General features: G+C 72.6%; 19 protein-coding genes. 8 read left to right on the top strand and 11 right to left on the bottom strand.

The annotated features are described in order from the left end of the window. Positions 1–11 precede the first annotated feature (11 nt). From OHB44_RS25385 to OHB44_RS25355, 7 genes are all read right to left on the bottom strand, one after another. Positions 12–674: a lysophospholipid acyltransferase family protein gene (locus OHB44_RS25385; protein WP_238682826.1), complete on the bottom strand. Its 663-nt coding sequence runs from the start codon at positions 672–674 to the stop codon at positions 12–14. Positions 675–694: 20 nt separating this feature from the next. Next, entirely contained in the window at positions 695–1279 is a 585-nt protein-coding gene (locus OHB44_RS25380) for a TetR/AcrR family transcriptional regulator (protein ID WP_330438457.1), read from the bottom strand. 81 nt (positions 1280–1360) lie between these two features. Continuing rightward, positions 1361–3019: a putative bifunctional diguanylate cyclase/phosphodiesterase gene (locus OHB44_RS25375; RefSeq protein WP_330441279.1), complete on the bottom strand. Its 1659-nt coding sequence runs from the start codon at positions 3017–3019 to the stop codon at positions 1361–1363. A 79-nt stretch (positions 3020–3098) separates the two neighbouring features. Further along, positions 3099–3908 carry an SAM-dependent methyltransferase gene (locus tag OHB44_RS25370; RefSeq protein WP_238682875.1) on the bottom strand — a complete coding sequence of 270 codons (810 nt, stop codon included), beginning with the start codon at positions 3906–3908 and terminating at the stop codon, positions 3099–3101. Between the two features lie 189 nt (positions 3909–4097). Next, positions 4098–4766, bottom strand: coding sequence for a response regulator transcription factor (locus OHB44_RS25365; RefSeq protein ID WP_030337723.1), 669 nt, complete (start codon positions 4764–4766; stop codon positions 4098–4100). A 7-nt stretch (positions 4767–4773) separates the two neighbouring features. Next, positions 4774–6465, bottom strand: coding sequence for a sensor histidine kinase (locus tag OHB44_RS25360; RefSeq protein ID WP_238682828.1), 1692 nt, complete (start codon positions 6463–6465; stop codon positions 4774–4776). A gap of 14 nt (positions 6466–6479) precedes the next feature. After that, positions 6480–8294, bottom strand: coding sequence for an AMP-dependent synthetase/ligase (locus OHB44_RS25355; protein WP_330438456.1), 1815 nt, complete (start codon positions 8292–8294; stop codon positions 6480–6482). Between the two features lie 118 nt (positions 8295–8412). Here OHB44_RS25355 and OHB44_RS25350 point away from each other — a divergent pair, with 118 nt between their 5' ends. The 6 genes from OHB44_RS25350 to OHB44_RS25325 all read left to right on the top strand — a co-directional run bounded on the left by OHB44_RS25350 (position 8413) and on the right by OHB44_RS25325 (position 13675). Then, a complete protein-coding gene (locus tag OHB44_RS25350; protein WP_238682830.1) occupies positions 8413–8868 on the top strand; it encodes an SRPBCC family protein in 456 nt (151 codons plus the stop codon). 31 nt (positions 8869–8899) lie between these two features. Continuing rightward, complete coding sequence (locus tag OHB44_RS25345) at positions 8900–9604, top strand: hypothetical protein (protein WP_238682831.1); 705 nt, start codon at positions 8900–8902, stop codon at positions 9602–9604. 76 nt (positions 9605–9680) lie between these two features. Beyond that, entirely contained in the window at positions 9681–10628 is a 948-nt protein-coding gene (locus OHB44_RS25340; protein WP_091407561.1) for an ROK family glucokinase, read from the top strand. Positions 10629–10639: 11 nt separating this feature from the next. After that, positions 10640–11332, top strand: a complete 693-nt coding sequence (locus tag OHB44_RS25335) for an endonuclease/exonuclease/phosphatase family protein (RefSeq protein ID WP_442932625.1) — start codon at positions 10640–10642, stop codon at positions 11330–11332. 118 nt (positions 11333–11450) lie between these two features. Next, positions 11451–12857 carry a flavin-containing monooxygenase gene (locus OHB44_RS25330; protein ID WP_266304865.1) on the top strand — a complete coding sequence of 469 codons (1407 nt, stop codon included), beginning with the start codon at positions 11451–11453 and terminating at the stop codon, positions 12855–12857. 23 nt (positions 12858–12880) lie between these two features. Further along, complete coding sequence (locus OHB44_RS25325) at positions 12881–13675, top strand: alpha/beta hydrolase (protein WP_266305295.1); 795 nt, start codon at positions 12881–12883, stop codon at positions 13673–13675. Between the two features lie 33 nt (positions 13676–13708). Here the strand turns inward: OHB44_RS25325 and OHB44_RS25320 are convergent, their stop codons facing one another. Beyond that, positions 13709–15205: an alpha,alpha-trehalose-phosphate synthase (UDP-forming) gene (locus OHB44_RS25320; protein WP_266305296.1), complete on the bottom strand. Its 1497-nt coding sequence runs from the start codon at positions 15203–15205 to the stop codon at positions 13709–13711. Between the two features lie 159 nt (positions 15206–15364). Beyond that, positions 15365–16216, bottom strand: a complete 852-nt coding sequence (locus tag OHB44_RS25315) for a DUF308 domain-containing protein (RefSeq protein WP_238682834.1) — start codon at positions 16214–16216, stop codon at positions 15365–15367. A gap of 324 nt (positions 16217–16540) precedes the next feature. On the opposite strand from OHB44_RS25315, the gene OHB44_RS25310 reads away from it, so the two are divergent. Then, entirely contained in the window at positions 16541–17233 is a 693-nt protein-coding gene (locus OHB44_RS25310) for a lysophospholipid acyltransferase family protein (protein ID WP_238682835.1), read from the top strand. A gap of 28 nt (positions 17234–17261) precedes the next feature. On the opposite strand, the gene OHB44_RS25305 is transcribed toward OHB44_RS25310, so the two are convergent. Next, complete coding sequence (locus tag OHB44_RS25305; protein ID WP_330441278.1) at positions 17262–20753, bottom strand: adenylate/guanylate cyclase domain-containing protein; 3492 nt, start codon at positions 20751–20753, stop codon at positions 17262–17264. A gap of 137 nt (positions 20754–20890) precedes the next feature. Between OHB44_RS25305 and OHB44_RS25300 the strand changes: the two genes are divergently transcribed. Then, a complete protein-coding gene (locus tag OHB44_RS25300; protein ID WP_084597913.1) occupies positions 20891–21148 on the top strand; it encodes a hypothetical protein in 258 nt (85 codons plus the stop codon). Between the two features lie 181 nt (positions 21149–21329). On the opposite strand, the gene OHB44_RS25295 is transcribed toward OHB44_RS25300, so the two are convergent. Continuing rightward, positions 21330–22022, bottom strand: coding sequence for a Crp/Fnr family transcriptional regulator (locus OHB44_RS25295; RefSeq protein ID WP_091407574.1), 693 nt, complete (start codon positions 22020–22022; stop codon positions 21330–21332). Positions 22023–22244: the final 222 nt, after the last annotated feature.

Genomic DNA, 22244 nt, shown 5'->3' with positions numbered 1-22244 from the left:
GCCGCCGTCGTTCAGCTCTCCCGGGCGGGCGCGTAGTGCGGCACGTACTCCTGGCCGGTGAGTTTCTGGATCGCCGCCATCACCTCGTCGGTGACCGTCCGGATGTCGCGTGGCCCGTTGATCCGCTCGGCGACCGGGATCGGCGGGCCGAACCGCAGGGCGATCGGGTGTCGACGGGGCAGCCGCGCGTCGACAGGCAGCACCTCGGCGGTGCCGGTCACGCCGACCGGGATGATCGGCACTTCGGCGTCGCGGGCCAGCCGGGTCATCCCGACCCGGCCCCGGTAGAGCCGCCCGTCCGGGGAGCGGGTGCCCTCCGGGTAGACGGCGACCAGGCCGCCGGCGCGCAGCACCGGTACGGCGGCGTCGAGGGCGCGCAGGGCGGCCCGGCCATCGGCGCGGTCGACCGGGATGGCACCCATGCCGGCGACGATCCGCCGGTTCAGCCAGCCGCCCGGACCCCGCCCGTTGAAGTACTCGACCTTCGCCCAGAAGGTGACGTGTCGGGGCGTCGCGGTGACGAGGAACAACTCGTCGGCGACGGACAGGTGATTGCCGGCGAGGATCGCGCCGCCGTGTCGGGGCAGATGCTCCAGCCCTTCCACCCGGGGCCGCCAGCCAAACCGCAGCGCGGTGCCGACGGTCAGCTTGGTGACGTCGTACAGCAGGGGCACGTGTCCTCCGGGGTCGAGTTTCAGGCGGGCGCGGGGCCGAGGTGGGCCTCCAACGCGGCGCGCAGCAGGGCGTCGTCGTCGGTGGCGCCGGTGGCCAGCGGCAGGCTGCCCCAGGCCCAGAGTTGGGCGATGCCGTGCAGGTTCGCCCAGAGCGCGCCGGCCAGCACCGCCGCGGGCGCGTCGGTGGGCCGGCGCGCCTGCGCCACCAGGTCGGCCAGGACGGCGAACAGCGGCAGGCTCGTCTCGCGCAGCCGCAGTCGGCCGCTGTCCAGCAGGTCGTGGCGGAACATCAGCTCGAACATGCCACGGTGGTCCGCCGCGAAGTCCAGGTACGTCCGGGCCAGCGCGGTCAATCGGGTACGCGGGTCCGGGCCGAGGTCACGCAGCGTTCGCTCGACCCGGGCGGTGAGGTCGGCGAAGCCCTCCCGGGCGATGGCGGAGAGCAGGTCGACGTGGGTGGGGAAGTAGCGGCGCGGTGCGCCGTGCGAGACCCCGGCACGGCGGGCGATCTCCCGCAGCGACACCGCCGACTGGCCCTCGCGCAGCACCAGGTCAACACCGGCGGCCACCAACCGAGCCCGCAGCCCCGTCTCGTCCGCGCTCATAGACAGTGTCTACCAGCTTCCGTAGACGCCGTCTACCTCGGCGGTGGGGCCGCAGTTTGGGGGAGTGGGCGGGCCCGAGGGTCAGCGGATGCGGGCCAGGATGCGATCGGCGGGGGCCGGGCGGCCGAAGTGCCAGCCCTGCGCTGCGTCACAGCCGATCGCGCGTAGCCGCTCGGCCTGCCCGGCGGTCTCCACACCTTCGGCGGTGACGGTCAGGTCCAGCGCGTGCGCCAGCGAGACCAGCGAGGCGAGGATCCGCTCGTCGGTGCGGCCGACGGAGGGCGAGCGCAGGCCGGCCACGAACTCCCCGGCCACCTTCAGCTCGGTCACCGGCAGGTCCCGCAGGTACGCCAGGTTGCTGTAGCCGGTGCCGAAGTCGTCGATGGCGATGCGTACCCCGAGGTCGGCAAGGACCCGCAGGGCGCGGACCGGCTCCTCGGCGGTGCTCATCATCGTGCTCTCGGTGATCTCCAGTTGGAGCCGTTCCGGTGGCAGGCCGGTCTGCCGCAGCAGCGCGCGGACCTCCTGCACCAACCCGGGCCGGTGCACCTGCCGTACCGCCAGGTTGACGCTGACGAAGGGCGCGGTGACACCCCCGGCCGACCACGCCTCGGCCTCGCGGCACGCCTCGGCCAACACCCAACCGCCCAGCTGGACGATCAGGCCGGTCTCCTCGGCCAACCCGATGAAGCTGTCCGGGCGTAGCACCCCCAACTCGGGGTGCCGCCAGCGGACCAGCGCCTCCACGCCGACCAGGCGGCCGTCGCGCAGCGAGGTCAGTGGCTGGTAGTCGAGGTAGAACTCGCCCCGCTCCAACGCCGCCGGGATGGCCGCGGAGAGCGCGTAGCGGGCCAGTTCACGTTGGTTGCGCTCGGCGTCGTAGAGCGCCCAGCGCGCCCCACCGGCGGACTTCGCCCAGTGCAGGGTGCTGTCGGCGGCCCGCATCAGGTCGGTCGGGTTGGCCCCGGCCACCTGGCGCTCGACGATGCCGATGCTCGCCGAGATCTGCAGCTCGTGCCCGTCGACCAGCGCCGGTGTGCGTACCGCGGCGAGCGCGGTCTCGGCCACCGCCACCATGTCGTCGGTGCCGGCGGTGTGTTCCACCAGGATGACGAACTCGTCGCCACCGAGCCGGGCCACCAGGTGCTCGCCCATGGCCTTGCGCAGCCGCTCGGCCACAGTGGCCAGCAGCAGGTCGCCGATCTGGTGCCCCAGCGTGTCGTTGACCACCTTGAAGCGGTCCAGGTCCAGGAAGCACACCCCGACCCGCTGCGCGCCCCGGCCCGGCTCGTTGAGCGCCGCGGCGAGCCGTTCGGTGAACAGCGTCCGGTTGGGCAGACCGGTGAGCGGGTCGTGGGTGGCCTGATGCCGGAACCGGGCCTCGCTGGCCCGCAGCGCCCGCTCGGCCTGCGTACGTGCCCGCATGGCGGCGCGGCGGATCGACTCCTGCTCGTCGAGCGTCCGGTCGCGCAGCGCGCGGGCGTAGCCGGTCGCCACGGCCGCCAGCAGCCGGGCCATCCGGTCCTCGACGTCCTCGGCCACCAGGCCCAGGTCGCGCACCAGGCGGAGCTGGATGACCTCGACGGTACGACCCAGCCCTTCGGCGGAGGCGATGTGCGCGGCGACCAGCTCGGCGCCGACCCGGTGCCCGGCACGCAGGTCGAACGGCTCGGTGAGCAACGCCCCGGCCAGTTGCCCGGTGAGCCGGTCCAGCAGGGACTCCAACTGGGCCTGGGTCATCGGTAGGTAGCTGGTGCCGGAGACCGCCTTCGCCCAGGCCCGGGCGAACGTCCCCGGGTAGGGGTTCGCCCGGGGCGACTCAGTCACCGAGGCGCCCGACGCCGCCCATGAAGACCGCGCGCTCGGCGTCTTCCGCGCTCTCCGGAGTGTCCGGTCGCCACTCGGGCACCCAGACCACGCCGGGGTCGAGCAGCTCGAAGCCGTCGAAGAGCGCGGTCAGCTCGGCGCGGCTGCGCACCGACAGCGGGTTGTCGGTGCGCCGGTAGACCCGCTCCGCCTCGGCGCGTTCGTCCTCGCTGCGCCCGTCGTCGCTGGCCTGCGACAGCACCAGGTAGCTGCCGGGCGCCAACGCGTCCCGCAGCGTCCGCAGCAGCTCCGCCGGCCGGTCCTCGTCGGGGACGAAGTGCAGGACGGCCACTACCATCACGGCCACCGGTTGGCTCAGGTCGAGCAGCTTGCGGACGTCCGGATGGGCCAGGATCGCCTCCGGGTTACGCAGGTCCTCCTGCACGACCGCGGCCTGCTCGTTGCCGGCGAGGATCTCACGGCTGTGCGCCACCGCCACCGGGTCGACGTCCACATAGACCACTCGCGACTGCGGGTCGAGCTGCTGGGCGATCTCGTGCACGTTGCCGACCGTCGGGATGCCCGAACCGATGTCCAGGAACTGCCGGATCCCGGCGTCGGCGAGGTGGTGCACGGCACGGCGCAGGAACGCCCGGTTGGCCTGGGCCATCAACGGTGCCTCGGGCACCGCGGCGACCATGGCCTGCGCCGCGGCCCGGTCGGCGGCGAAGTTGTGTGAGCCGCCGAGGTAGTAGTCGTACATCCGCGCGACGCTCGGGCGCTCGATGTCGATGGTGTCGGGTGCCCAGTCCGGCCGCTGCATGCGTTTCACCCCTCGAATCCGCGACGCGAGCATCGTCGCCCGCGCGGGTATTGTGCACCCGCCACGCACGCCAGACCATAGCGCGCCGAAGGTTGCCCGCCGACGTCGGTCGATGCGCGACGGTCCGCGCCTGCCGAAGCTGGCGCGGACCGTCGGTCGCGTCGTCCCGCTGAACGAGCGGGAGGCAGGTCAGAACTTCGGCGCGTCCGGTGCCTCGAGCAGGCCCAGCCGGAGCGCGGTCATCAGGGCCTGAGCCCGGTTGGCCGCGCCGAGCTTCTCGTAGAGCTTCGAGATATGCGTCTTCGCCGTGGACTCGCTGACGAACAGCTGCTTGGCGATGCCCGCCACGCTCATCCCGTCGGCGAGCAGCCGCAGCACCTGCCCCTCCCGGGGAGACAACTGCGGGCCGGACGGGGCGAGCCGGCGCTTCATCGCCTCGGCCAGGTCGGCCGCGGTGAACGCGCTGGGGGAGGAGGCGGCGTGCCGTGCGGCGGCCACCACCTCGTCGGCCGGGGCGGTCTTCGGCACGAAGGCGCTCGCGCCGGCCTCCAGGGCGCCGAAGAGCTGGTCGTCGCCGGCGTACATGGTCAGCACCACGATGCCCATCGACGCGCTGGACTTCCGCAGTGCGCGGGTGGCCTCCAGGCCGCTGCCGTCGGGCAGCCGCAGATCCATGATCACCACGTCCGGCTGCAAGGCGCCGGCCTGGCGTACTCCCTCCGCCGCCGTGGCCGCCTCACCGACGACCTCGAACTGGCGGTCCCGCTCGAAGGCGTGCCGCAAACCCTTGCGAATCAGGTCATGATCGTCGACAAGGAGGACCTTGGTACGGGTGGCCGGTATCGGACTTGTGGTCATCCTCGGGTTACTCCCCTTCTGGTGCTGCGCTGCCGCGCACGTTATCGCGCCGGGCCGAGGTGCCGAGAACCACCGCCACAGTCGTGCCGCTGGGTTGCCGCGGCCTGATCTCCAACCGGCCCCGGATACGTTCCGCCCTCTCGGCCATGATCGCAAGACCGTACCGCCCGTCCGGGCGCTGGTCAGCCATCCCCTGACCGTCATCCGACACTTCTATTTGCGCGTACGGGGGGTCGACCTCACACGTGACCCACAAATTCGACGCCCCGGCGTGCTTGCGCGCGTTGGTCACCGCCTCCTGCGCGATGCGCAGCAACTCGGCTTCGGTGGCGGCCGGCAGCCGGGCGGTGGACTCGTCCAGCGAGAGGTGCACCCGCAGCCCGCCGGACGCGCCCACTGTGCGCGCGTACTCGGCGATCGCCGCGGCCAACCCACCCTGCCGGTCCACCTCGCTGCGCAGCTCGAAGAGGCTCAGCCGCAGCTCCTGGATCACCCGCGTCACCTCCCCGCGTAGCGTACGCAGGGCCTCGGCGGTCTCGTCGGCGTCGTCGAAGACGGTGGCCAGGGCGTTGTCGATGCCGTAGCCGACCATCACCAGTTCCTGGGCCACCCCGTCGTGGATCTCCCGGGCCAGCCGCTGCCGCTCCTCGTTGGTGGCCAGCGAGCGCACCTCGTCGAAGAGCAGCGCCGCCTCCAGCCGCAGTGCGGCCGGTCGGGTCAGTGCTGTCACCCGGGACACCACCGGCGGTGGGTACGCGTGCGCGGCATCGGCCTCCAGCACCACCAGCCCCACAGTGCGCACCCCGGCGACCAGGGGAATGATCAGCGCGGACACGTCGCCACCGCGGTGCGAGCGGGACTGCGACCTGGCGGCAGTGGTGGCCTGCTGGGTGGCCCAGGCGTCGGCGATCGCCGAGTCCGCGTCCAGCGTCGTCTCCCAGTCAACCCGGTCGACGCCGGCCTGGGCGAGCACCACGAGCCGACCTCCGCCGCTGGCCGACAGCACCGCGCCCCGGTCCGCGCGGGCCACGGTGCGCAGCTCCTCCAGCAGGTGCTCGGAGATGCCGCCGGGGTCAAGGGTCGCCCCGGGCAGCTGCCGGGCCACAGTCCGCAGCTGGGTCAGCAGCCGGGTCGCCTCGGCGTACGGCTGGGGTTTGCCCTCACCGCGGACCGCCATCACCCGGTGTAGCGTGCCGGCGGCGTAGAGCCCCAGCGCCGCCAGGATCAGCCACTGCGCGCAGACCGCGAGGTAACCCAGTTGGCCGAGCTGGAGATCACCGTCGACCCGGGTCAGCGCGCCGCTGAGCAGCAGGGTCGCGGCGGTGACCACGAGCAGCGCGGCGCCCTCCGGGAAGCGGCGGCGCAGCGCGGTGACGGTCACCGGGACCGCCAGGTAGGGCAGCACCGCCGAGGCGCCCAGGCCGTCGACTGTGCCACCGATGGACGCCACAGCGGCGACGTGGCTCGCGGCCAGCCCCAGCACCACCACCTCGGCCACCCGGCTCAGCGGGCCAACCAGCCGGTGCTGCGGTGCCAGCAGCGACGGCAGCCCGGCCACCGCCAGCAGCGCGATCCACCAGAGCTGGGTGACGTCGCGGGTGGCGAACAGGGTCAGGATGGCGATCAGCGCCAGCATCACCACGCGGGCGGCCGCGGCGAGGGGATGCGGGTGCGGGGCGGTGGCTGTGGATGCGGGCACGTGACGGATGGTAGTCAGCCTCGGTAGATATCGGCGATCTCCGCCGCGTACGTCTTGTGGACAACCTGGCGCTTGACCTTGAGCGACGGGGTCAGCTCGCCGGTCGCCTCGGTGAAGTCGTGGGGCAGGACCCGGAACACCTTGATCGCCTCGGCCTTCGACACGGCCTGGTTCGCGGCGTCGATCGCGGCCTGGATCTCCCTGCGGAGGCCCTCGTGCTCGCGCAGCTGCTCGATGGTGGTGTCGAGGGGCATGCCGGCGCTCTCCAGCCAGGTCGGCAGCGCCTCCTCGTCGACGGTGACCAGTGCCGCGATGAACGGCTTCCGGTCGCCGACCACGACACACTGACTGATCAGCGGGTGCGCCCGGACCAGGTCCTCCAGCACCGCCGGGGCGACGTTCTTGCCGCCGGCGGTGACGATCAGCTCCTTCTTGCGGCCGGTGATGCTCAGGTAGCCGTCGGAGTCGAGCTGGCCCAGGTCGCCGGTGCGGAACCAGCCGTCGGCGCTGATCGTCTCGGCGGTCGCTGTCTCGTTGCGCCAGTAGCCCTGGAAGACCAGCTCGCCGGAGATCAGGATCTCGCCGTCGTCCTCGATCCGCACTGTCACGCCGGGCAGCGGACGGCCGACGCTGCCCATCCGGGTGCCGCTGGGCAGGTTCGCGGCGGCGGCGGGCGAGGTCTCGGTGAGGCCGTAGCCCTCCAGGACCGTCACGCCGATGCCCCGGAAGAAGTGGCCGAGCCGGGCGCCGAGGGGAGCGCCGCCGGAGATCGCGTCCCGGCACCGTCCGCCGAGCGCGGCGCGCAGCTTGCGGTAGACCAGCCGGTCGAAGACCACGTGCTGGGCGCGCAGCGCCAGGCCGGGGCCGCCCGGGGTCTCCAGCGCCTCGCTGTACGCGATGGCGACCTGCTCGGCGCGGGCGAAGATGCCGCCCTTGCCGTCCGCCTCGGCCTTCTGCTTGGCGGCGTTGTAGACCTTCTCGAAGACCCGGGGTACGGAGAGCACGAAGGTCGGCCGGAACGCCTGTAGCTCGGCGACCAGGTTCCTGGTGTCGGCGCAGTGCGCCATGGTGGCTCGCGCCTGCACGACGCCGATCTGGATGAGTCGGGCGAAGGCGTGCGCCAGCGGGAGGAAGAGCAGGGTGCTCGCGCCGGCGTTGAACAGGTTCGGCAGCACCGGCACCGCGTTGGCGATGTCGGCGTACATGTTGCGGTGGGTGAGCACGCAGCCCTTGGGCCGGCCGGTGGTGCCGCTGGTGTAGATGATCGTGGCCAGGTCGCCGGCGCGGACGGCCTTGCGCCGCCGCTCGACCTCGGCCAGCTCGACGGTGGCACCGGTGGTGACCAGCTCGTCGACCCCGCCGCTGTCGATCTGCCAGACCTGGCCCAGCTCCGGCAGCCGGTGCCGGACACCGGCGATCAGGGCGGCGTGGGCCTCGCTCTCCACCACGACGGCGACCGCGTTGGAGTCCTCGAGGATCCACGCGGCCTGCTCGGCGCTGGACGTCTCGTAGATAGGCACCGTCACGGCGCCGACGGTCCAGATGGCGTAGTCGAGCAGCGTCCACTCGTAGCGGGTGCGGCTCATCAGCCCGACCCGGACACCGGGCTCGATGCCGGCGGCGATCAGCCCGCGGGCCACGGCGGCCACCTCGTCGCGGAACTGGAGGCAGGTCACCTCGGTCCATTCGGTGACGGTGCCGTCGGCGCGCGGGGTGGGGCGGGCGAACTGGACGGTGTCGGGCGCGACCTCGGCGTTGTCCCAGACCGGATCGGTGAGGTTGGCCGCGTCGCCAACGGTGACGATCGGCGGGACGGAGAACTCGCGCACCTGCACTCCTTCGTGCTCGCACTGGTTGGGCCGGCCGCCGCCGTGGCGTCGGCATGTGTCGAAACCTACCCGGCGGGCGGTCGGGGTGAGACAACCAGGAGGCGGGTAGCCTCCCCCCATGGCGGACTCCTCCACCCAGTCGATCATCATCGGCGCCGCACCGGATCGGGTGACGGCGGTCATCTGCGACTTCGCGCGCTACCCGGAGTGGACCGACGCGGTGCGTCGCGCCGAGGTCGTCGAGGAGTACGAGGACGGCTACCCCAGTCAGGTGCGTTTCACCATCGACGCCGGGGTGATGGCCGACGAGTACGTGCTCGCCTACGAGTACGCCGAGGACCTGTCCCGGATCGAGTGGCACCTGGTCGCCCCCTCGAAGATGCAGAAGGCCCAGCGTGGTTCGTACGACCTGGTGGGTAACCCGGACGGCAGCACGACGGTGACCTACACGCTGGAGGTCGACCTGTCGGTCGGCATGCTCGGGATGTTTCGGCGCAAAGCCGAAAAGATGATCATGGACACCGCGTTGAAGCAGCTCAAGCGCCGGGTAGAAGCAACCGGTGCGGCGCAGTGACGTGTCCGGTGGCACGGTAGAGGAGCCGACGGTGGGTGGAACGGATCCGGGTTCGGCCCGGGAAGAGGCGGAGCGACTGGTCGCCACCCTGCTGGCGGGGGCGCGACTGGCCTCCGCCGGCTCGGCGGGCGGCGCGTTCGGCTCGTTGGGCGGGATGCTGTCCGGTGTCCTCGGTCACAGCGCGGGCCCGGACGCCCGCTCCGGCGCCGGTGGTGCTTTCGCCACCGGTTCGGCCGAATGCTGCGTCTGCCCGGTCTGTCGGGGCATCGCCGCGTTGCGGGACCCGAGTCCGGAATTCGCCGAACGGCTCGCGACCGGCGCCGGTGACCTCGCCGCGGGCGTCGCCAGCCTGCTCCGCGCGTTCTCCCCGCCGGAACCGTCCGCGCCGAGCCCCGCCGAGCCGGCCGCCGAGCCGACCACCCCGCCCTCGCCGGCACCCGCCGCGAGCAGCGACGGCGTGCTCCCCGAGCCACCCCCGAGCGCCCCGCCCACAGCGACAGTCGACGACCACGTGTGGCGCGATGCCACCCGTACCGGGCATGATTCTCAGCCGGCGCCGGAGCGGGATGTCTGGTCGGTCGCCACCCGGACGGCGGACCCACTCGCCCCGGCCGCCGTACCACCCGTCGACGAGGCCGGGACGGCGACCGTACCGGCACCGACCACCCGTCCCGTGGTGCCCGCCTCGCGGGTGCCCGATGACGCCGACGCGGAAGCATCGGGCGACGGTGCCTGAGCGCGGGACCTTCCGACCCGGACCGGCACTGGGCCGGAACCTGGGCCGGACAGCACAGCAGAGGGGGGCGGTAGCGGTGACGCTGACCATCGGAGTCGACGTCGGTGGCACGAAGGTGGCCGGAGGTGTCGTGGACGACACCGGCACGGTCCTCGTGCAGACCCGACGGGACACTCCCGCCGATGACGTGGCCAAGACCCGCGACGTCATCATCGAGTTGGTCGGCGAGCTGGCTGCCGGGCGGACCATCGAGGCCGTCGGCATCGGCGCGGCCGGTTGGATCGACGCCAGCCGTTCGACTGTGCTCTTCGCCCCCAACCTGGCCTGGCGTGACGAACCGCTGCGCGAGTACGTCAGCGAGGCCGTCGGGCTGCCCGTCATCGTGGAGAACGACGGGAACGTCGCCGCGTGGGCCGAGTTCCGCTACGGCGCGGCCCGCGACGCCGACGACTCGATGATCATGTTCACCATCGGCACCGGTGTGGGTGGCGGCATCGTCCTCGGTGGCGACCTGATGCGCGGCGCGCACGGCATCGCCGCGGAGTTGGGCCACATGCTTGCCGTGCCGGACGGGCACCAGTGCGGCTGCGGCCGGCTGGGCTGCATCGAGCAGTACGCCAGCGGCAGCGCCCTGGTGCGGTTCGCCCGTGCCGGCGCCCGGCAGGAGCCCAACCGGGCCACCGCCCTGCTGAAGCTGGCCGGCGGTGAGGCCGAGGCGATCACCGGCCCGATGGTGACCGCCGCCGCGCAGGGCGGCGACCCGGTCTCCGCCGAGGCGTTCGCCCAGATCGGCCGGTGGCTGGGCACCAGCCTCGCCGACATGGCACAGATCCTCGACCCGCAGACCCTGGTGGTCGGCGGTGGCGTGATCGACGCCGGTGACCTGCTGCTCGGTCCCACCCGCCGCTCGTACCTCGACGCGCTCGCCCAGCGCGGTCGCCTGCCGGTGGCCGAGGTGCTCCCGGCGGAGCTGGGCAACAGCGCCGGGGTGATCGGCGCCGCTGACCTGGCCCGCCGGATCTGAGGCGGTCCGGGATGGGCGTGCCACTGCGCGTGGTGTCGTACAACATCCACAGCCAGCGCGACGACACCGCCGCGCTGGCTGCGGTGGTCCGGGCCGCGACGCCGGACGTGGTGATCGTGCAGGAGGGGCCGCGCCGGTTCCGGTGGCGGCAGAAGTCCGCCACGTTGGCCGAGTCGTTCGGCCTGGTGGTGGCCGCCGGTGGGCTGCCCGCCCTGGGCAACCTGCTGCTGACCAGTCTGCGGGTCCAGGTGCTGGGCACCCGATGCCAGCGTTTCCCGCTGACCCCCGGTCGGCACCTGCGCGGGGCCGCGTACGCCGACTGCCGGGTCGGTGACGCCCGGTTCACCCTCGCCGGCTCGCACCTGTCCACCGACCCGGCCGAGCGGCCCTCCCAGGCCACCGAGCTCAAGCGTGGCCTGGACGCGGCGACCAGCCCGGTGCTGGCCGGGGCGGACCTCAACGAGGGTCCGGACGGGCCCGCCTGGGCCACCGTGTCGCGCGGGTTGACCGACGCCGCGGTGGCGGCCGACCGGGCCGAGCGGCTCACCTACTCCTGCGCCGACCCGCGCCGACGTATCGACGCGCTCTTCGTCGACCCGCGGATCACAGTTGTCGACTACGACGTGGTGGACACCCCGCAGACCCGCCGGGCCAGCGACCACTTCCCGGTCCTGGTCGACCTGCTGCTACCCGCCACCGGCTGACCCCCGACCCCGGCTCGACCGTCGGCGCATCCGGCCCCAGGACTGGACATCCGGCCCGGTTGTGGAGAGGATTTCGCGGCGACCGGCACGCCTGCCGTACCAAAAGGAGATGTCCCCGGTGTCCACCTCCACCGACCACGGCCGGCCCGACCCGGAGGCGACCTCGCCCGCGGCGAACAGCGAGGGCCGCCCGGTCTCCGACCGGGGCGACACGGTCTGCGTCATCGGGGCCGGGGCCAGCGGCCTGACGGCCATCAAGAACCTGCGTGAGCACGGTTTCGGCGTGGACTGCTACGAGCGGGAGACGGGCGTCGGCGGCGCCTGGAACTGGCGGCACGACCGCAGCCCCGTGTACGCCAGCACCCACCTGATCTCGTCGAAGCCGTTCACCCAGTTCCCCGACTTCCCGATGCCGGACTCCTGGCCCGACTACCCGCACCACAGTCAGCTGCTGTCCTACTTCGAGCGCTACGCCGACCACTTCGACCTGCGATCACACATCTGGTTCGGCACCGAGGTGATCCGGGTCCAGCCCGTCGAGGGCGACCGGTGGGACGTGACCACCCGCTCCACCGGCGGGTACGGCCCCGAGCGCACCGCCCGGTACGCCGCCGTGGTGATCGCCAACGGCCACAACTGGTCGCCGAAGCTGCCCCGCTACGAGGGCCTCGAACAGTTCCGCGGCGAGATCATGCACGCCTCGTCCTACAAGGACCCGGCGCAGCTGCGCGGCAAGCGGGTGCTGGTCGTCGGCGCCGGCAACACCGGCTGCGACATCGCCGTCGAGGCTGCCCAGCAGGCATCGCGCTGCTGGCACTCCACCCGCCGGGGTTACTGGTACGCGCCGAAGTTCGTGCTCGGTCGCCCCGCCGACCAGGTCAACGACAGCCTGTTGGCGCTGCGGGTGCCGCTGCGGGTGCGGCAGTGGCTCTACCACTGGACGCTGCGGCTGACCGTCGGCGACCTGACCCGCTTCGGCCTGCCCAAGCCCGACCACCGGGTGTACGAGACGCACCCGATCGCGAACAGTCAGCTCGTCTACTACGTGGGCCACGGCGGGATCGGCCCGGTGCCGGACGTCGCCCGGTTCCACCCGTACGCGGTGGAGTTGGCCGACGGCCGCGAGATCGACCCCGAGGTGGTCGTCTTCGCCACCGGTTACCTGCCGCGCTTCGAGTTCCTCGACGCGTCGGTGTTCGGAGACAGCGCGGGCGCGGGTCGGCCCACGCTGTGGCTCAACGCGTTCACCCCGGGGCATCCGACCCTGGCCGTCGCCGGCCTGTTGCAACCGGACTCCGGGCTGTTCACCCTGTCGCACTGGCAGACGGTGCTGTTCGCCCGGCTGCTACAGGCCCGTCGGGACCGGCCGGAACGGGCTACGGCGTTCGCGCAGCGGGTACGGGACCGGGCGGGGGAGCGGTACTCCGGGCCGGTCAAGGACAGCAGCCGGCACTGGTTCGAGGTCGGGCACGCCGACTATCTGCGCGCCATCCAACGCGCCCTGGTCGAGCTGGAGGGCAAGTGAGCGCGAGTAGCGAGCTGCGGATCATGCGGGGCCGGGAGTGGTCCCGGCCGGTGCGGCCGGCCCGGCGGGAGGTGCTCAGCGCCGTCCCCGAGCTGGAGCAGGGGCGTCCGCCGCTGCTGTTCGTACCCGGGTTCGGGCATGGCGCGTGGGCGTTCGCCGAGCACTGGTTGGGTCACGTGGCGTCGCGGGGGTTCCCGGCGTACGCGGTGAGCCTGCGGGGGCACGGTGGCAGCGAGCCGGCGCCGGAGGCGACGCTGCGGGCGTACGCCCACGATGTGGTCCAGGTGGCCGCGAGCCTGCCTCGGCAGGCGGTGCTGGTGGGGCACGGCGCCGGAGCCCTGGTGGTGGCGCACGCGTTGGCCCGCTACCCGGCGCGGGGCGCGGTGCTGGTGGCGCCGGTCTTCGGCGGCTGGGGAGTGCTCGGCGCGGCGTTGCGCCGCAACCCGGCGGGCACGTTGCCGGCGGTGTTCGGCGGGCCGTTGCGGCTCAACCGGGGGCAGTTGTTCAGCCGCGAGTTGCCCGACGAGGAGGCCCGGCGGTATGTCGGACGCCTCGGTCGGGCGGGTCGGCGGGCCCAGTGGGCGCTGCTGGGTGAGCCGGAGGCCGAGCCGGCCGTTGGCGCGCCCCCGGTGTTGGTGCTGGGTAGCCCGGACGACCGGGTGGTGCCGGCGTCGACGTTGACCCGGGTGGCCCGCCGGTACGGGTCGGCCCCGCTGCTCTTTCCCGGAATGGGCCACGACCTGATGCTGGACGCGCGGTGGGCGGAGCCGATCGACGCGATCCTGGACTGGCTGGAGAAGGAGCCGGTGGCGCACTGACCAGCCGGGCCGCCGGCGGTCAGCCGCCGGCGGTCAGCCGCCGGCCTGGTGGACGGCCGGGCTGCCGGCCGGGGTGGCCGGTCGGGGCACCCGAGCGGCACCGTCGGAACCGGTGTCGGTGCTGGTCAGGCGACTGATCAGGCCGCCGCCCTCGTCCAGCGCGCGAAGGTAGGAGCGGGCCCAGGCTCGGATGTCGTGTTTGTGCAGGTGGGCGCGCATGCCGCGCATCCGCTGGGTGGTGTCGGCCGGGTCGGCCCGCAGCGCCGCGCGCAGGCCCTGCTTGAGCCCTTCCAGGTCGTGCGGGTTGACCAGGTACGCCTGGGACAGCTCGGCGGCGGTGCCGGCGAACTCGCTGAGCAGCAGCGCGCCGGTGTCGTCGACCCGCGCGGCCACGTACTCCTTGGCGACCAGGTTCATTCCGTCGCGCAACGGGGTCACCGCCATCACGTCGGCGACCCGGTAGAGCGCGGCCAGCTCGGCCCGGTCGAAGGGCTGGGTGAGGTAGTGGATCGCCGGCTCACCGACCCGGCCGAACTCGCCGTTGATCCGGCCGACTTCGCGTTCGATGCGCTCACGGAGGATCTGGTACTGGCCGACGCGTTCCCGGCTCGGCATGGCGACCTGCACCAGCACCGTGTCGCGGACCTTGACGTCGCCGCTGGCGAGCAACTCGCTGTACGCCTTGAGGCGCTGCTCGATGCCCTTCGTGTAGTCCATCCGGTCCACGCTGAGGACGACCTGCCGGGGATCGCCGAGGTCCTGACGGAGCCGGTGGGCCCGGGCGGCCACGTCCGGACGGTCGGCGAGCGCTGCCATCTCGGCGGTGTCGATGGAGACCGGGAACGCGCCGATGCGGACGACCCGGTCGTCGACGCCGATCCGCCGGTCGGTGGCCGGCAGGTCCAGCACCCGGGTCACCAACTGGGCGAAGTTGTGCGCCGCCTGCACCCGCTGGAAGCCGACCAGGTCGGCGCCGAGCATGCCGCGCAGCAGTTCGGCCCGGCGGGGCAGTTGCATGAACAGCTCCGGCGGCGGGAACGGCACGTGCAGGAAGAAGCCGATGCGCAGGTCCGGGCGGAGCGCGCGCAGCAGACCGGGGACCAGTTGCAGGTGGTAATCCTGCACCCAGACCACCCCGCCCTGCTCGGCCACCTCCGCTGTCGCCTCGGCGAAGCGCTGGTTGACCCGCTGGTACGCCTCCCACCACCGGCGGTGGTGCTGCGGCTGCTCAACGGAGTCGTGGTAGAGCGGCCAGAGGGTGGCGTTGGCGAACCCCTCGTAGTGGTCGCGCAGGTCTTCCGGGCTGAGCGCGACGGTGTGCATCCGCACGCCGTCGACGTCCGGCAGGGCGGGGGCAGGCCCGGTGCCACCGGCCCAGCCGACCCAGGTCGCCGGGGTGTGCCTCAGGAGCGGGTGCAGCGCGCTGACCAACCCGCCCGGGCTGCGCCGCCACTCGCAGGCCCCGTCGGGGGCCTGATTGTCGTCGATGGGGAGGCGGTTGGCCACCACCACGAGAGAACTCTGTCGCATCTCGGGCATTCCGATCAGCAGAGGACTGACCGCCGCGAGCAAGGAAAAACCGGTCAGTCAGCGGGGGAAGTGACGTACAGCGGTATTCCTACTGACAGTAAGTTACACCACTGTTACGCCCCCGGCGGGGCGCTGCTGTCCCGGGATGCGGGCCGACCCTCAGACGACCGCGCCGTTGTCCGGGTCGTCCTCGTCCTCGTCGCCGGGACGCAGCCGCCAGATCAGCGTGACGAAGCCGGCCAGGATGCCGGTGAACCCGAACAGCGTGACCGCGGAGCGGTCGATCGGGAGCAGCCACGGGAAGAGGAACAGCACGAACCCGACGACCACCCCGAGCACGCCGATCACCGCGTACTTGCTGACCCGCGGCAGCGGCGGCGGTGGCGGCGGGTGGTAGCCCTCGTCGTCCTCGTCGTCGGGCAGGTCGGCGCCGAAGGTGTCCAACCCGTCCAGCAGCGACGGCTCGTCCGGTCGGGTGCCCCGCCCCACGGAAATCCCGGAGATGTCCGTCGCGGACGGCAGCCGGCGAACGTCGGTGGCGGTCGGACCGGGTTCGTCGGTGCCGGATCGGGTCAGCGGCCCGGAGGTCGGCTCGTCCCGGCCGTCCCGTTCGTCCACGTCCTCCGAGGCCGGCCACGGGTGGTCACCGGGCGTGGAGGTGGTGTGGAAGCCCGCCACGATCCGCGCCCACTCGGCGTCGATGTCCGGTTCATCGCGAGCCGGCGGCTGCTCCGGAGCGGTCTCGTCGGCGAGTTGGGTCAGGTAGTCCCGTGCGGTGGTCAGGTGCGAGCGGTCGACGTAGAGCCGGTCGACCGGCCGGGCCGGCACCGTGGTGGTGCGGGTGACCGGGTTGAGGTCGGCCGAGGGCTGGAGGTAGGCGGCGATCCCGCCGGCGGCCAGCACGTCGAGCAGGTGCTCACCGACGCGCGGATCGACGTCGCCGACGACGGCGTACTCGTTCGCGTCGAGCCCGTTGTCCCGCCGTCCCCGGCGGGCCCCACCCGCTGACACCCGGACATCCCCCTTAACGCGCCTTCCGGCGCGGCCACCCCTGCCCTTCGGCGCCATCCGCACGCCGTGCTCTGAATCGTGACACGTCAGGGCATGGTTCCGGGAGTGCGTTGTGTCGCGTCTTCCAAAGTCACGGCTGCTTCCGCAGGTCGCGGCGGGGCTCCTTTGTCCGTTCTTGCGCGACAAGTGCGATCTCGGTGATCGCGGGAAGGCTCGATGCCTCGGCCCCCGAACGTCGTCCGTTGTGGTGAGAGCGCTCGCTTCGTAGGCTCGGCGGCGACGACGGCTGGCGCTGTCGCGGGCACACCACGGGAAAGGACGCCGGTGCTCTACTGGCTGCTGAAGTACGTCATCCTCGGTCCGCTGCTCAAGCTGATCTTCCGCCCGCAGGTGGAGGGCCTGCACAACGTGCCGGCGACCGGCCCGGTGATCCTGGCGAGCAACCACCTCTCCTTCTCCGACTCGATCTTCACACCGTTGATCACCGCGCGGAAGGTCACCTTCGTCGCCAAGGCCGAGTACTTCACCGGCAAGGGAATCAAGGGCTGGTTGACCAAGATGTTCTTCGTCGGCACCGGCACGATTCCGGTGGACCGCTCCGGTGGCCGGGCCGCGCGCGCCGCCCTGGACACCCAGTTGCAGGTGCTGCGGGCCGGGGGAGTGGCCGGCATCTACCCCGAGGGCACCCGCTCCCCGGACGGCCGGCTCTACCGGGGCAAGACCGGGGTGGCCCGGCTCGCCCTGGAGAGCGGCGCGGTGGTGGTGCCGGTGGCGATGCTCAACGCCGACGAGATCCAGCCGCCGGGCAAGCTCATCCCCAAGATCGACCGGGTGCGGATCCGGTTCGGGGCGCCGCTGGACTTCTCCCGCTACGCCGGGCTGGCCGGCGACCGGTTCGTCGAACGCGCGGTCACCGACGAGATCATGTACGAGTTGATGGAGCTCTCCGGTCGGGAGTACGTGGACGTCTACGCCCAGAAGCTCAAGCAGCCCGTCCCGACGCCACTGGCCGCCTGAGCCACCGCCGGCCCGGCCCGGTCGGCGGTCAGGGCAGGTGGAGCAGGGCGGGGGCGTGGTGACGGGTGGCGAAGTCGTGCAGGCGGGCGCGGGTCGCCACGGCGGCGGGTGGGTCGGCCTCGGCCAGCGGGCCGATGGCCAGCGCCAACGTGATGATCTCGTCGGTCACGTCGGTCATCCGGGCGTAGCTCGCCGCCGCCGAGCGCAGCAGGTTCGCCGCGGTCGAGGCGTCCCCGGCGTGCCGGGCCACCGTGGCGTCGGCGACCTGACCGGCCGCGTGAGCCCACGGGGTCGTCCGGGGCGCCCGGTCGAGCAACTGCCGGACCAGCCGGGCCGCGTCCGCGCCGAGCACCCCGGCGACGTGCCCGACGGCCGGCACCCACTCCGCGAACGGAATCATCCGGGTCCGTTGCCAGTCCTCGTCCAGTTCGGTGAGCAGCGCCATCGCCTCGTCACGGCGGCCCTGCACCGCCCGGCAGAGGGCGGCGTGCGCCAGGGTGGAGCGCAGCACCCGGTGGAAACCGGTGCGCCGCGCCGCGACCAGCGCCTGCTCGACCAGATCCCCACCCGATGCGGCCGGCCCCGCAGTTTCGTCGGGCCCGTCGGGGCCGGCCAGCTCGGCTCCGGCCAGCCCGCGCATCCAACCCGAGACCGCCACGATGTGCAGATCCCACTCCGCGGTCGGCCGTCGGGTCGACTCCGCCGCCATCGCCAGCGCCGCCGTCCAGTCACCCGCGTAGTACGACCGGGCCCACTGGTCGGCGAAGCTGGTGGCAAGGCTGTGCTCGCCGCCCAGGTCGAGGGTGAGCTGCTCGTCGACCAACCGGGCCGAGCCGGCCAGGTCGCCCTCCTCCTGCAACGCCCAGGCCAGGTTCTGCACCGCCCGACGCCGACTGGTCAGCCGCTCCACCCGGCAGTGCTCGGTCACCTCCGCCAGCTCCGGGAACGCCGAGGCGGAGCCGGCCAGGTAGCGCGCCACGGCCAGGGTGATCCGCGCGTTGGCCTGGACCTCGCGCAGCTGGAGCCGCTCGGCGAGCGACGCTGCCGCCCGCGCCGCGGTGCACGCCGGCTCGGTCTCCGCGTTGAGCATGTGCACCCGGGCCAGCTCGAGCAGGGCGCCCGCCTTCTCCTGACTGTCCGGCAGGTCCCCGTAGATGCCGATCGCCTGGTCCAGGCAGCGCAACGTCGCCGACCGGTCCGCCCGACTCCAGGCGGCGGTGGCGAGCAGCGTCCAGGCGCGCGCCGCCCCCGTCCGGTCGCCGCTCGTGGCGAGCCGCTCGGCCAGCCGGGTCAGGGTGTCAGTGCCCCCCGCCACCAGGAAGGCGTCCCCGTCCCGATAGAACGCCAGCTCGGCGTCGAACAGCTCCAGCGCCGGGTCTGGCCCGACGTCCAGGGCCAGCGCCCGGCCGACCAGCGCGGCGGCGGTGTCCAACGCGTGCAACTCGTACGCGCGGCGGGCCGCCCGGTGCAGCGCGGCCCGCGCCGACGGGGCGTAGGGGGCGGTGTCCAGCCCGACCGTCCGGGCGATCTCGTGGGCCGCCCAGCGATGGTTGGCCAGCACCTCGGCCAGGTCGTACTGCCGGCCGTCGGTGAGCTGTGCCATCCAGTCGGCGGTGCGTTGGTGGCGCAGCACCCGTTCGGCCCTGGGCAGCCGCTGGTAGCAGACGTCGCGCACCAGGATGTGCCGGAACCGGTACTCGGACTGACCGGGCATCGTCGACGTGCTCTGCTCGTACACCAGGTCGCGACGTTGCAGGCGGTCCAGCGCACGCTCCACCCACTCCACCGGCCGGCCCAACGCCATCGCCACCGGCGCGGCCCAGAACACCACGCCGACCACGGCGGCGGCCTGGAGCACCGCCCGGTCGGCCGGGTCCAGCAGGTCGAGCCGGTTGGCGATGACCGCCTGCACGGTGCGGGGCATCTCCGCGCCACCGTCGAGGTCGAGGCGGGCGGTCGAACCGACCGCGTCGAGCAGGCCGCCGTCCAGCAGCATCCGGGCGTACTCCTGGGCGTAGAGCGGGTTGCCGTCGGCGAACTCGATCAGCGGGGTACGCGAGCTGGACGGCAGCGTCGCCTGCCCGAGGAGCAGCGAGTAGAGCGCGTCGATGTCGGTGTCGTGCATCGGCGGCACCGAGATGGACATCGCGCCACTGATCGTGCCGGTCCAGGCCGGGTTCCGTTCCCGCAGCTCCGGTCGGGCCGTCGCGACGACAAGCAGCGGTACGCCGCGCGCTGACGCACCCAACTGCTCGACGAAGGCGAGCATCGCCTGGTCCGCCCAGTGCATGTCCTCGAAGACCAGCACTGTCGGGCCGGTGGTCGCCAGGGCGAGCAGGAACCGCCGCCAGGCGGCCTCGGTCTCGACAGGGGTGAGCCGTTCACCGGGTACGCCGATCAGCGGCCCGAGCGCCTCGGCCAGCCGGATCGCGTGCGGGTCGGCGAGCTGCCCCAGCCGGGACCGCAGCCGCTCGCGCAGCGCAACCGGGTCGTCGACCTCCGGCACGCCCACCCAGGTCTTCACGATGTCCGACAGGGCGGCCCAGGTGACGTTCTCGCCGAACGGCGGGCACTGGCCGACGAGCCAGGTGATCGGCGGGCCGGGCAGGCTGCCGGCGTGCCGGGCCAGCTCGCGCAACAGCCGGCTCTTGCCCACACCGGCCGGGCCGAACACCGTCACCAACTGGGAGGTCCGCTCGGTCACCATCCGGTGCAGCGCGTTGACCAGCAGGCCGCGTTCGTGCTCCCGGTCCACCATCGGGGTCAGTTCGGCGCCGCGCGGGTCCCGATGTGGTCGCACCTGGACGGCGAGCCAGATCCGGCTGACCGCGGACCGGCCGCGCAGGGTGACCGGTGGTTGGTCGGCGTACTCCATCTCGTTTCGGGTGGCCGACCAGGTGCTCTCGTCGACGACGACACCGCCAGGCGGGGCGAACCCCTGGAGGCGGGAAGCGGTGTTGACCACGTCCCCGGTCACGAAGGCCTGCCCCCCGTCGCGGGTGGCGGAGAGGTCGACCAGGGCCTCGCCGGTCGCGATGCCGACCCGGAAGCTCAGCGGCGGCTGCGGACCGGCGGGCTGGCGGGCCAGGTTCCGTTGCAGCTCCAACCCGGCGCGGACACATCGCAACGCGTCGTTGTCGGTGGCCACCGGCGCGCCGAACAGCGCCATCGCCGCGTCGCCGATGTACTTCTCGACCACCCCGCCGTACTGGTGCACGATCCGGCGCACCGTGGCGAAGTAGGTCTGCTGCAGACCGCGGGCCTGCTCCGGGTCGGCCCGCTCCGCGTAGCTGGTGAAGTCCACGATGTCGACGAAGAGCACGCTGACCTGACGCCGGTCCTCCTGCACCGCGACGGCGTTGTCCCGCAGCGGCTGACCACAACTGGTGCAGAAGTTGACCTCGGTGCTGTTGGCATGGCCGCAGTGCGCACAGTTGACCCCGAGCGGCTGGCCACACCCGCCGCAGAAGCGGTCGTCCGGCCCGGCCGCGCGTGCGCAGTGTCCACACTTGAGGTCGATGTTCAGCTCCGTGGGCGAAAGAGGTCAGTATCGCGGCCGGTCGGCCCAGTCGGGTACCCGACGTGCGGACGGGCAACGGCATCGATCGGTCGGGGTTAGTGTTCCGTACCAGGAAGTTTCATGTCAGGGAGAGTGCCGTGCAGGTACGACTGTCCGCCTCGTGGACCGATCCGGGTGGCACGCTGTGGGCGCCGGGGGACACGATCGACGTCGATGCGGTCACTCTCGCCGAACTGGAGGAGCAGGGCATGGTGGAAGAGCCTGAGGGTCAGTCGGGCGGGTCGGGGGAGACCACGACCACCTCGTCGAGCACGTCCACGGCTGGTAAGCCGACCGATCCGAAGAAGATCGGTCCGGGGCCGGGCGCGCCGCCGGCCGACAGCACGGAGAACTGATCGCCCAGGTGCGGTCGGCGGGCCATCGGTCCACCGGCCGCACCTGTCCGTCCTAAGCGTTCGCTGATGCCGGTTGCCAGTGGCGGCCGGCATCAGCCGTGCGTACGGGTGGGCCGGCGACCGGTGACGGACGTCCACACCGGAGCCCGGGTCGGTGACGAGGCCGGCGCGGGCCGGTCGGTCAGCGGTCGGCCATGCCGGCGCGGCGGCGCAGCGCGGCCACGTCGGTCACCACGATCCGGCGGCCCTCGGTACGCAGCCAGCCACGGCTGGCGAACGAGCCGATCGCCTGGTTGACGCTCTGCCGGGAACCACCGGCCATCTCGGCCAGTTGGCTCTGGTTGAGCTCGATCGTGATCATCGGTGCCTGGCTCTCGCCGGCCAACCGCACCAGCGTCTTCGCGACCCGACCGGGCAGGTCGAGGAAGACGTGATCGGCGTTCTGCTCGGTGAGTCGGCGGATCAGCCCGCCCAGTGAGCGCATCACCGCGTCCAGGATGCGGGGGTTGGAGTGCACCAACTCCATGAACGCACCCCGCGAGAGCGCGAGCGCCGCGCAGTCCTCGATGGCCTCCGCCGAGGCGGACCGGGTGGACGCGTCGAGCAGGGAGACCTCACCGAGCACGTCCGGTGGACGGATAACCGACAGCACGGCCCGCTCGCCGGTGGGAGCGGTGCGAAAGACCGCCACCGCGCCGCGGCGCAGCACGATCAGCGACTCGCCGGGGTCGTTCTCCACGAAGAGCAGTTGACCCTTGCGGTAGGTGCGCGGAACGGCGGCGGCGATGACACGCTGCCGCACCTCGGGCTCCAGCCCGGCGAACATCTCGACACCCGTGAGCGCGTCACCCGGCTCCGGCAGGCGAACCTCCACGGCCCAACCCCTCCCCCGGTCATGGACCACAACTCGCTCACCGGGCGAACCTGATGGGCCCCGACAAGGTGAACTGACACCGATTCGGCGTCCGGTAGCGGTACACATCAGATCATGACGGTCCGGTCGCTTGCTGTACACCCCTCGAAGCACTTCCGTGACCGTCACGAACTGCGACGTGCCGTTCACGAGGTGTCGTCGGGGTTCGGTCGACCTCCGGAC

Source organism: Micromonospora sp. NBC_00821, assembly GCF_036347035.1.
Classification (GTDB): Bacteria; Actinomycetota; Actinomycetes; order Mycobacteriales; family Micromonosporaceae; genus Micromonospora; species Micromonospora hortensis.
Note: the sequence above shows the minus strand (reverse complement) of the source record. Positions and strands in the feature narration are given on the sequence as shown.

What these genes read in the sequence shown, in the direction of transcription:
- OHB44_RS25335 (WP_442932625.1), top strand. Translation starts at nt 10,640, where the DNA reads ATGGGCGTGCCACTGCGCGTGGTGTCGTACAACATCCACAGCCAGCGC.
- OHB44_RS25350 (WP_238682830.1), top strand. Translation starts at nt 8,413, where the DNA reads ATGGCGGACTCCTCCACCCAGTCGATCATCATCGGCGCCGCACCGGAT.
- OHB44_RS25320 (WP_266305296.1), bottom strand. Translation starts at nt 15,205, where the DNA reads ATGCGACAGAGTTCTCTCGTGGTGGTGGCCAACCGCCTCCCCATCGAC.
- OHB44_RS25380 (WP_330438457.1), bottom strand. Translation starts at nt 1,279, where the DNA reads ATGAGCGCGGACGAGACGGGGCTGCGGGCTCGGTTGGTGGCCGCCGGT.
- OHB44_RS25365 (WP_030337723.1), bottom strand. Translation starts at nt 4,766, where the DNA reads ATGACCACAAGTCCGATACCGGCCACCCGTACCAAGGTCCTCCTTGTC.
- OHB44_RS25370 (WP_238682875.1), bottom strand. Translation starts at nt 3,908, where the DNA reads ATGCAGCGGCCGGACTGGGCACCCGACACCATCGACATCGAGCGCCCG.
- OHB44_RS25325 (WP_266305295.1), top strand. Translation starts at nt 12,881, where the DNA reads ATGCGGGGCCGGGAGTGGTCCCGGCCGGTGCGGCCGGCCCGGCGGGAG.
- OHB44_RS25375 (WP_330441279.1), bottom strand. Translation starts at nt 3,019, where the DNA reads ATGACCCAGGCCCAGTTGGAGTCCCTGCTGGACCGGCTCACCGGGCAA.